The organism is Nostoc sp. CMAA1605 (genome assembly GCF_021596505.1).
Classification (GTDB): Bacteria; Cyanobacteriota; Cyanobacteriia; order Cyanobacteriales; family Nostocaceae; genus Trichormus.
In genome coordinates this window covers 23090-32139 of sequence record NZ_PJIZ01000045.1, presented here as the reverse complement: position 1 = coordinate 32139, position 9050 = coordinate 23090, and the positions used below count along the sequence as shown (strand labels likewise).

At 44.6% G+C, this 9050-nt stretch carries 9 protein-coding genes and 1 pseudogene; 8 read left to right on the top strand and 2 right to left on the bottom strand.

Annotated features, from left to right (window positions below; all coding sequences use genetic code 11):
• Both CV014_RS16380 and CV014_RS16375 read right to left on the bottom strand, forming a co-directional pair.
• Positions 1-2002 (bottom strand): annotated as a pseudogene (locus tag CV014_RS16380) (phycobilisome rod-core linker polypeptide); the annotation flags it as partial.
• A 332-nt stretch (positions 2003-2334) separates the two neighbouring features.
• On the bottom strand, positions 2335-3123 hold the full coding sequence (locus CV014_RS16375; protein WP_236142999.1) for a 2-phosphosulfolactate phosphatase: 789 nt from the start codon (positions 3121-3123) through the stop codon (positions 2335-2337).
• A gap of 135 nt (positions 3124-3258) precedes the next feature.
• On the opposite strand from CV014_RS16375, the gene CV014_RS16370 reads away from it, so the two are divergent.
• From CV014_RS16370 to atpA, 8 genes are all read left to right on the top strand, one after another.
• A complete protein-coding gene (locus tag CV014_RS16370) occupies positions 3259-3468 on the top strand; it encodes a hypothetical protein (RefSeq protein ID WP_236142998.1) in 210 nt (69 codons plus the stop codon).
• Between the two features lie 119 nt (positions 3469-3587).
• Positions 3588-4031, top strand: a complete 444-nt coding sequence (locus CV014_RS16365; RefSeq protein ID WP_236142997.1) for an ATP synthase subunit I — start codon at positions 3588-3590, stop codon at positions 4029-4031.
• 63 nt (positions 4032-4094) lie between these two features.
• Positions 4095-4853 carry a F0F1 ATP synthase subunit A gene (gene atpB / locus CV014_RS16360; RefSeq protein WP_236142996.1) on the top strand — a complete coding sequence of 253 codons (759 nt, stop codon included), beginning with the start codon at positions 4095-4097 and terminating at the stop codon, positions 4851-4853.
• Positions 4854-5001: 148 nt separating this feature from the next.
• Complete coding sequence (atpE, locus tag CV014_RS16355; RefSeq protein WP_008233924.1) at positions 5002-5247, top strand: ATP synthase F0 subunit C; 246 nt, start codon at positions 5002-5004, stop codon at positions 5245-5247.
• A gap of 178 nt (positions 5248-5425) precedes the next feature.
• On the top strand, positions 5426-5851 hold the full coding sequence (locus CV014_RS16350) for a F0F1 ATP synthase subunit B' (RefSeq protein WP_103135532.1): 426 nt from the start codon (positions 5426-5428) through the stop codon (positions 5849-5851).
• 264 nt (positions 5852-6115) lie between these two features.
• Positions 6116-6685, top strand: coding sequence for a F0F1 ATP synthase subunit B (locus CV014_RS16345; protein WP_236142995.1), 570 nt, complete (start codon positions 6116-6118; stop codon positions 6683-6685).
• Positions 6685-7239 carry an ATP synthase F1 subunit delta gene (gene atpH, locus CV014_RS16340; RefSeq protein ID WP_236142994.1) on the top strand — a complete coding sequence of 185 codons (555 nt, stop codon included), beginning with the start codon at positions 6685-6687 and terminating at the stop codon, positions 7237-7239. Before CV014_RS16345 ends, atpH begins: the two co-directional genes overlap by 1 nt.
• A 129-nt stretch (positions 7240-7368) precedes the next feature.
• On the top strand, positions 7369-8889 hold the full coding sequence (gene atpA, locus CV014_RS16335) for a F0F1 ATP synthase subunit alpha (RefSeq protein ID WP_236142993.1): 1521 nt from the start codon (positions 7369-7371) through the stop codon (positions 8887-8889).
• Positions 8890-9050: the final 161 nt, after the last annotated feature.

Below are 9050 nucleotides of genomic sequence, written 5' to 3'. Positions count from 1 at the left end.
GAGTTAAATAACGTTCGTAAGGAACTGTATCTTCACCAAAAGCTTCACTGTACTCTACGCTGTCAATGATGGCATCGACCACCGCATAGAAGCCTTTTTTGGAGGCCAGGTCAAAGTATTTGTTAATTTCTTGACGACCGTAGGTAGGACGACCCAACAAGCGGCGGTGAATGTACTCAATTGCTTTACAAACATACAGGGATGTCCAGTACATTTTGCGGAATACATCCGACTTCGCCAAGGCGCGAACAAATTCTCTAAGAGAAATGTCGCCGTTTTCTAGCTTGATTTCTTGTACTTTCAGCCGTTGACCTTCGTAAAGGTCGCGGCCAAACACTTGTAGATAAGTAGCTCTAATTACCGCTTGGGTGGAGCTTTCAGAGAATCTAACGCTTGTTCCCTTGGGAGCTTTTTTGCCAATTGTCCCAGGCAATTGATCTAATTTGAATACCTTCGCACCCAAAGAACCAGGAGCAATACCTCTAGCACCAGGGTTACTCAGTTGATTATTAATTCCCGGCCCTTGGTGAATTAAGATGCGTCTGGTATCTTTGCCAAAAGGTGCGGGACTGGTGCTGGGGTTACGCGTTTCTTTGGGGAAAATCGCCCCAAATTGAATTTCCAAGGGGTCGTTACCAGAACCGTAGGGGTGTTGGTCAGGTAATGGCTGTTCGTAAGCTGCAAATGTGGTAATGAATTGGGGTACTTTGCGGAAAGGCGCGCTGTAGTTAAACAGGTCTTGCTGTGGCCCCAGTTACGACATTCTTGGGCTTCTTGACCCAGACCACGCAAGTAAGGTACTGTTTCTTCCCCAAAATAGTCGCTGTATTCTTGAGAATCTACCAAAGCATCTACTAAAGCTGGTAGACCGCCGTTAGAAATGATAGAGAAGTAGGTTTGTACTTCTTCGCGGCTACTTGGCCCCCGTCCCAAAATGTGACGGAAAGCTAATTCAATAACACGGCTGTTAATAAAAGGTTGGTAAAACTGTTTTTGGTAAAGGGAGATTTTGTCAAACGACGGACGAATTCCTTCATGGAGATGTCGCCGTTTTTGACTTTGGATTCTAAGTCAGAAATAGACAAGCTGTAAGCACGGGTAATGTCGCGCTCAAAGATTTGTCTATAGGCTGCTTTGACTACTTCATTTTTCTCTGTGGCGGATAACCCAGGCTTCATGACAAACTTGGGTCTTCTTTCCGCAGCGTTGAAGTAAATTTGGGGTAGTTGTAAACCTTGTTGGTCACTGGAGGGACGTTGACGTACTTTCGCAGAAGGTGTAGCTCCTTTGAATTCGGTCAACAATACATCCATATACTGAGACACAATGTCTGTGGCTTCAGCATCTTTACGGAAGTAAGACAACGATGCAGCTTTGATTTCTTGTAAAGCGACTAAAGTTGCTTCCCCTGAACAGGCATTTTCAATAATTTCGCGTAAACCACGGGTGTTTACAGCAATGATACTGGGGTCGCCAGCGACGATCGCATAAGTAGCGTAGCGCAAGAACCAGGATAAATCCCGCAAGCTCTTGGCCATGTTGCTGGGGCCGTAACGAGAGACGTTAATTGGTCTAAATCCTGGTGGGTTGGGCCACTAGGAGATGTGTTGAAGATGGAGCGCAAGTTTTCTAAGAATCCACCACGGGTTTCCACGTAGGTGACAGTTCCTAGTTTCATTCCTTCTCTGACATCTCCACCCGCACCAACTGCCGCCATTGCTAGTTCTGGTTCTGGTGCCGGCTTTTCTAGGAAAGCCATTGGCGAACCACCAACAAAAATCCGGTTAGCAGCACGGGAGACAATAATTTCAGAATTTTCTGTGAGGGTCTGGGCAATTTCTAAACGCTTTGCACCAGATGCAAAATAGCTTGCTAGTTCTTTTAGTTCACCAGAACCCAAAAAGCGGTCTTGCTGTTCCGCTTGGGAAATGGTTGCTACAGCTAAGGTTTGATATAGTTGCGGGCGCGCAACAGAGCTTCCACCACTCGCCTTAACACTCATTGGATTTGTAAAACTCCCATCATAATCATTTATGTGTTAAGTCTGGGTTGTTTTGAGGCTTGACACATCGGTGTACTTATGCGTTGTGATTATTGCCTACAAAGTTGCCAGTAAAATTAACCCAGTCAGCTTTTAGATTAGAACGTTTTGCGTTTCCACTGTTGAATTATTAAGAAGTATGTAGATTTTTGCGTCTCGATCCCTGTATTTCAAGAAGTACGTACTCTTGCTTGGCTGAGACAAAATCTCATTTTTGTTACATATCTTAAGAAAAACACCAAAAAAGTTCTAATTTGCTTTTCATCTCTAGTCTCTTATTTGAACACAAAAAGTTAAGGATTTGGCCTTGGTGAACAGAGATGTAAAAATCCATCATTTCCTGATTCTTTTCTTACATAACTATTTTTGGTAAATAAAGGCACGCAATCGCTGATGTTATACGCGGAGGCAATTTCTACATCTGCCTCAAAGCCTGCTGCAATCAACTCTTTACCTGAACTGCATTGTTTCAAGTAACCCAGTAAATTCTTTTGGCAAGTCTGGAATATTACTACAGCAATTTCAGCTTCCGGTGATAAACTGCCATGTAAATAACTAAGAATTGCCCCCGCACCAAGTAAATCCTCAAATGCAGGCCGTAGGCTACCATCATCTCTCCATCTTTCGCCAGCCGGAATTACGGCAATTCTCTTGCCATAGCTTTGAGCAACTCGTGCTACAACTTCACAATTTCGTAAACAGCCAGCCAAAGTCGGTGTAGTTCCAGTTTGCAAAGATAGAAAAGAACCATTAGGGGAAGGTAAAACTAACCGAGTGCTAGCAGGAATCTCCAGTAGGGATTTTGGAGATAGAGAATAATGACTTGTTGTCCTACTTTTTCTATGACTTGCTAATTCTGCTTGTATTGACTTGGCATAATCTATGACTGATTCATCTTTACTGGGGTAGGGAAAGATGATTGCACCCCTGTTAGTAGCAATTTCTACACAAGTAGAGAAAGAAAGCACATCAACTATCACAACTACGTCACTGATAGGAGCAAGTTGAGTAACTCCTTGTAAACCCCACTCACAACGTAAATCAAACTCAAACTGGTTGTAAATCATGAGAGCGATCGCCACTCTACCAATGTCTCTGTGTATCAGAATCTTATCTTGCTACCGTGATCAAATGATGAGCGATCGCCCACCACACCTTTAGCCTAAATCTCATGTAAAGTAGAAGTGTAGCCAGCAATTGCTCAAAACAACTGGGTGATGAATAACCCTACAAGTCAGAAGTTTGTGAACTCAGCCCTAGCGGAAAAGTTAGCGATATATCGCTTCTCTACAAAACACTCTCCAAAACCGACTGATGCGCTGAAATCTGACTTAATCATCACAGCAATAGCTGGAAATTCCCTACAAGCCAATCACAGCCACACTTTACCCAACATGAAACAATCCCTTACCTCTAACCCCTCTTAAATCCCACCAAAAAAAGAAGTTAATTGTTTTTTTCTAAAGTATTGTTACCGGATCGTGATATGATTCAGCTGACTGAATGTGCAGTCATCATATAGTTAGCTGTACTGGTTTCAAGTCCCGTGAGCTTGTCAGAAGAATCAATTGCACCGAATCCGACAACACCACAAGATGCTGAATCTGGTTTTGAGGACACAGAACCAGTCAACACTTCCATGAGCGAGTTCTATCAACTCTACCAGAAGTTGTTGGTAATCACACTTGTCCTGACTGGGATAATATTCATCTCGGTGTGGATTTTTTATTCCCTCAACATTGCCCTCAATTATTTATTAGGGGCGTGTACAGGTGTGTTTTACTTAAAGATGCTAGCTAAAGACGTTGAGTCGCTGGGTGGAGAGAAAAAGCGTCTGAGCAAAAATCGTTTTGCTCTGTTCATTGGGTTGATTATAGTAGCAACTCAATGGCGCGATCTACAAGTTATGCCCATTTTTTTGGGATTTCTCACCTATAAAGGTACACTCCTCGTCTACATGGTGCAAACTGCGTTCAATCCTGATTCTTAAAACAAATCAGGCTCACTAAAGACAATACACCCATCCTCGCTCCTTGGGGAAAATGCTTGAAGAATGCAAATGCTTAGTGTCTTAAACGCCTTTAATTCTTTTCCCCTAGCCGAATTAGAAGTGGGTCATCATTTCTACTGGCAATTGGGCAACCTCAAAATTCACGGGCAAGTGTTCCTCACCTCGTGGTTTGTGATTAGTTTGCTAGTAATAGCTTCACTAGCCGCCAGTCGCAACCCCCAAAAAATTCCCAGTGGCATCCAAAATTTGATGGAATATGCCCTAGAATTTATTCGGGACTTGGCTAAAAACCAACTGGGTGAGAAAGAATACCGCCCTTGGGTACCATTTATTGGTACATTGTTCTTGTTTATCTTCGTATCGAACTGGTCAGGCGCGCTGATTCCTTGGAAGCTGATTAAGCTACCATCGGGTGAATTAGCAGCCCCCACCAACGACATCAATACGACAGTCGCATTGGCATTGCTGACCTCTTTAGCATACTTTTATGCAGGATTCAGCAAGCGGGGTTTAGGTTACTTCAAGAAGTACATAGAGCCAACACCCGTATTATTGCCAATTGCTATTCTGGAAGATTTTACTAAGCCCCTCTCCCTAAGCTTCCGTCTTTTCGGAAACATTTTGGCGGATGAATTGGTTGTGGCGGTATTAGTGCTGTTAGTTCCTTTGTTCATTCCTCTCCCTGTCATGGCCTTGGGTTTATTCACCAGTGCTATCCAGGCGTTAGTGTTTGCTACCCTAGCCGGGGCATACATTCATGAGGCGATGGAAGGACACGGCGACGAGCATGAGGAGCATTAACGCCCTCAGTTGTTAGCACAGTTCAAAAAGAGCATTAACGCTCAAAATGTCGCCTGGCGCGATTTGTAAGAACTCGGTGCAGCGTGAAAAAACACGTCTTAACTAGTTAACTTTTGTTATTTCTGTACTTAAAGCAAGGAAAATCAACATGGATCCATTAGTTTCTGCTGCTTCAGTTCTAGCTGCTGCTCTAGCAATTGGTTTGGCTGCAATCGGCCCTGGTATCGGTCAAGGTAACGCTGCTGGTCAAGCAGTAGAAGGTATTGCTCGTCAACCCGAAGCAGAAGGCAAAATTCGCGGTACTCTGCTATTAACCTTGGCGTTCATGGAATCCCTGACTATTTACGGTCTGGTTATTGCCCTTGTATTGCTGTTCGCTAACCCCTTTTCCTAATCCCTAAAAGTTTGAACAATGTAGAGACGTGAAATATCACGCCTCTACAAACGTGAAGATTGTGGGTATTAAGCTTTGATGTCAGTTGACCCTTGTTGGCTATGGGTCTCTAAAATATCAAAGGTTGGATGTAATTGTTAGCCATGAAAACTGCTACTCCAACCTCAACAGGAGAGAAATGTTTGATTTCGATGCTACCTTGCCATTAATGGCATTGCAGTTCTTGGTGTTGGCAGCATTGTTGAATGCCATATTCTATAAGCCAATTACCAAGGTACTGGACGATCGCGATAACTACATCCGCACCAATACCCTGGATGCAAAAGAACGCTTGGCGAAAGCTGAACGTTTAGCTCAAGAATACGAGCAAAAATTAGCAGATGCACGCAAACAAGCACTAGCAGTTGCAGAAGCAGCCCAAACTGACGCTAAAACCATTACTGCCCAAAAAATTGCCGAAGCACAACAGGAAGCTCAAGCTCAAAGAGAAAAAGCTGCCATTGAAATCGAGCAACAAAAGCAAGAAGCTATGCGCTCCTTAGAGCAGCAAGTGGATAGCCTCAGCCAGCAAATTCTCGGAAAATTATTAGGGACAGCAGCTTAAATCAGTGAGCAGTGAGCAGTGAACAGTGATCAAAGCAGAAATTCCTGATTGATGACTAACTAACTGATAACTGAAACCTGAAACCTGATAACTGTCAACAATAAGCGCAACTGGGTAAAAGTCCCAGCGCGCTTAATTAAGTGTCAAAAAAGACACCTTTCTCATCGGGAAATGAAGACGCTTAATTTCTGATTAGGAAGTAAAGAAGTTAAAGTTTCCTGGGAGAAAATACAATGTACTAGCAAGCGAGCAGCGCACTTGTAAATGGGTATCATGGGCAATTTCTTATTACTTGCCGCAGAAGCGCACGCTGTTCACTCTGAGTTGGCAGAAGGCGCAGCAGAAGGTGGTTTCGGTCTAAACCTAGACATCCTTGAAACCAATGTCATTAACCTGGCGATTCTGATAGGCATACTATTCTACTTTGGACGTAAAGTTTTAAGCAATATCCTGACTGAGCGCAAGTCCAACATTGCTACAGCGATTCAGGATGCCGAAAAACGCTTAAAAGACGCACAAGCTGCTCTTTCCCAAGCGCAAGAACAGTTGACCCAGGCTCAGGCTGAAGCAGAGCGCATCCGCAAAGCAGCCGAAGAAAATGCCCAGGCAACTAAAGAAGCCCTATTGGCCAAGGCAGCGCAAGACGTAGAACGCTTGAAACAATCAGCAGCAGCTGATTTAAACACCGAAAGAGAGCGCGCGTTGACCGAACTGCGGCAGCGAGTAGCCGCCCTAGCATTACAAAAAGTCGAGTCACAACTGCGGTCGGGAATTGCTGACGATGTACAGCAAGCCATCATTGACCGTAGCATCGCTCAGGTGGGAGGACGGTAATGAAAAGTACTGTAGAAACAGCTGAAATAGCCCAGCCTTACGCACAGGCTTTGATGTCACTAGCAAAATCCAAAAATCTTACAGAAGAGTTTGGTAACGATGCTCGTACCTTAATTGACCTGGTGCAAGATTCTCAACAGCTAAAAAATTTCATAGATAACCCCTTTATTAAACCAGATACAAAAAAAGGGGTTATCTCGCAAATTTTGGGCGAACAAGCTAACCCGTACTTACGCAACTTTTTGTTACTGTTAGTAGACAAACGACGCATTTTCTTCTTGGAAGAAATTCTACAGCAGTATTTAGCACTGTTGCGGCAGTTGAATCAAACCGTGTTAGCGGAAGTCACCTCTGCTGTTCCCTTATCACCAGAACAGCAACAGGCAATTGAGCAGAAAGTTATCGCACTCACCAAAGCTCGTCAAGTAGAACTGGTAACTAAAGTTGACAGCGATTTAATTGGTGGCGTGATTATCAAAGTCGGCTCACAAGTAATTGATTCCAGCTTACGGGGTCAACTCCGTCGCCTGTTTTTACGCTTAACGAATGGCTAGAAGAAGCAGGGGAGCTTCAGGAGCAGGGAGCAGGGGAGAGTTGAAAACCATGCCCCATGCCCAATTCCCAATGCCCAATCTACTGATTACTATCAAATTCTTCCGTCTTGCAAAAGAAAAAGATACACCATGAGCATATCAATTAGACCCGACGAAATTAGTAGCATTATTCAACAGCAAATTGAGCAATACGACCAAGAAGTCAAAGTTGCTAACGTAGGTACTGTTCTGCAAGTTGGAGACGGTATTGCCCGGATTTATGGTCTAGAAAAGGCTATGGCGGGTGAATTGTTGGAATTTGAAGACGGTACTGTCGGTATCGCCCAAAACTTGGAAGAAGACAACGTGGGCGCGGTATTGATGGGTGAAGGACGCGAAATCCAAGAAGGTAGTTCTGTCACCGCTACCGGTAGAATTGCTCAAATCGGTGTAGGCGAAGCCTTAATTGGTCGCGTTGTTGACGCTTTGGGTCGTCCTATCGATGGTAAAGGTGATATCAAATCCAGCGAAAGCCGTTTGATTGAATCTCCTGCACCTGGTATTATTGCGCGTCGTTCCGTACACGAACCCATGCAAACCGGGATTACCGCTATTGACTCCATGATTCCTATCGGTCGTGGACAACGGGAATTGATCATTGGCGACCGTCAAACAGGTAAAACTGCGATCGCTATTGACACCATCATTAACCAAAAAGGCGAAGATGTAGTTTGTGTTTACGTCGCCGTTGGTCAAAAAGCTTCCACCGTTGCCAACGTAGTCCAAACCCTCCAAGAAAAAGGCGCGATGGACTACACCGTAGTAGTTGCTGCTAACGCCAGTGACCCTGCTACCCTGCAATTCCTCGCACCCTACACCGGCGCGACCATTGCTGAATACTTCATGTACAAAGGCAAAGCAACCCTGGTAGTTTACGACGACTTGTCCAAGCAAGCACAAGCTTATCGCCAAATGTCCTTGCTGCTCCGTCGTCCACCCGGACGGGAAGCTTACCCTGGAGACGTATTCTACATTCACTCCCGCTTGTTGGAACGTGCGGCTAAACTCAGCGACGAATTGGGTAAAGGTAGCATGACTGCACTACCCATCATCGAAACCCAAGCTGGTGACGTTTCCGCTTACATTCCTACCAACGTAATTTCCATTACCGACGGTCAGATTTTCTTATCTTCTGACTTGTTCAACGCTGGTGTTCGTCCGGCTGTAAACCCTGGTATCTCCGTATCCCGTGTAGGTTCTGCGGCGCAAACCAAAGCGATGAAGAAAGTTGCTGGTAAGATTAAGCTCGAACTGGCTCAGTTCGATGACCTGCAAGCCTTCGCGCAATTCGCTTCCGACTTGGATAAAGCTACCCAAGACCAATTAGCTAGAGGTCAACGCTTACGGGAACTGCTCAAACAGCCCCAAAACGAGCCTCTGTCCGTAGCTGAACAAGTAGCTATTCTCTACGCTGGTATCAACGGTTATTTAGATGATATCGCCGTTGACAAAGTTACCACCTTCACCAAGGGTTTCAGAGATTACTTGAAATCCGGTGCTAACCCCTACTACACCGCAGTACAAGGTAGCAAAGTGCTAGGTGATGACGAAGAAAAATCCTTGAAAGCTGCTTTAGACGATTACAAAAAGACCTTCAAAGCAGCAGCGTAAGAAAGTGCTGAGTGATGAGTGCTGAGTGCTGAGTCAGAAGAATAAGAGTTAATCAGAATTTAAGAGTAACTTGGCATTCATGAAATTCTGTCATTTAGCATTCAGCACTCAAAACTAACCCTACTCAGCACTCAAAACTCAGGACTCGGAACTCAGTAGAG

Bases quoted from the DNA above. Each gene is read 5' to 3' on its own strand.
- CV014_RS16370 (WP_236142998.1), top strand. From the start codon at position 3,259: ATGAATAACCCTACAAGTCAGAAGTTTGTGAACTCAGCCCTAGCGGAA.
- atpB (WP_236142996.1), top strand. From the start codon at position 4,095: ATGCAAATGCTTAGTGTCTTAAACGCCTTTAATTCTTTTCCCCTAGCC.
- atpE (WP_008233924.1), top strand. From the start codon at position 5,002: ATGGATCCATTAGTTTCTGCTGCTTCAGTTCTAGCTGCTGCTCTAGCA.
- CV014_RS16350 (WP_103135532.1), top strand. From the start codon at position 5,426: ATGTTTGATTTCGATGCTACCTTGCCATTAATGGCATTGCAGTTCTTG.
- CV014_RS16345 (WP_236142995.1), top strand. From the start codon at position 6,116: ATGGGTATCATGGGCAATTTCTTATTACTTGCCGCAGAAGCGCACGCT.
- atpH (WP_236142994.1), top strand. From the start codon at position 6,685: ATGAAAAGTACTGTAGAAACAGCTGAAATAGCCCAGCCTTACGCACAG.
- atpA (WP_236142993.1), top strand. From the start codon at position 7,369: ATGAGCATATCAATTAGACCCGACGAAATTAGTAGCATTATTCAACAG.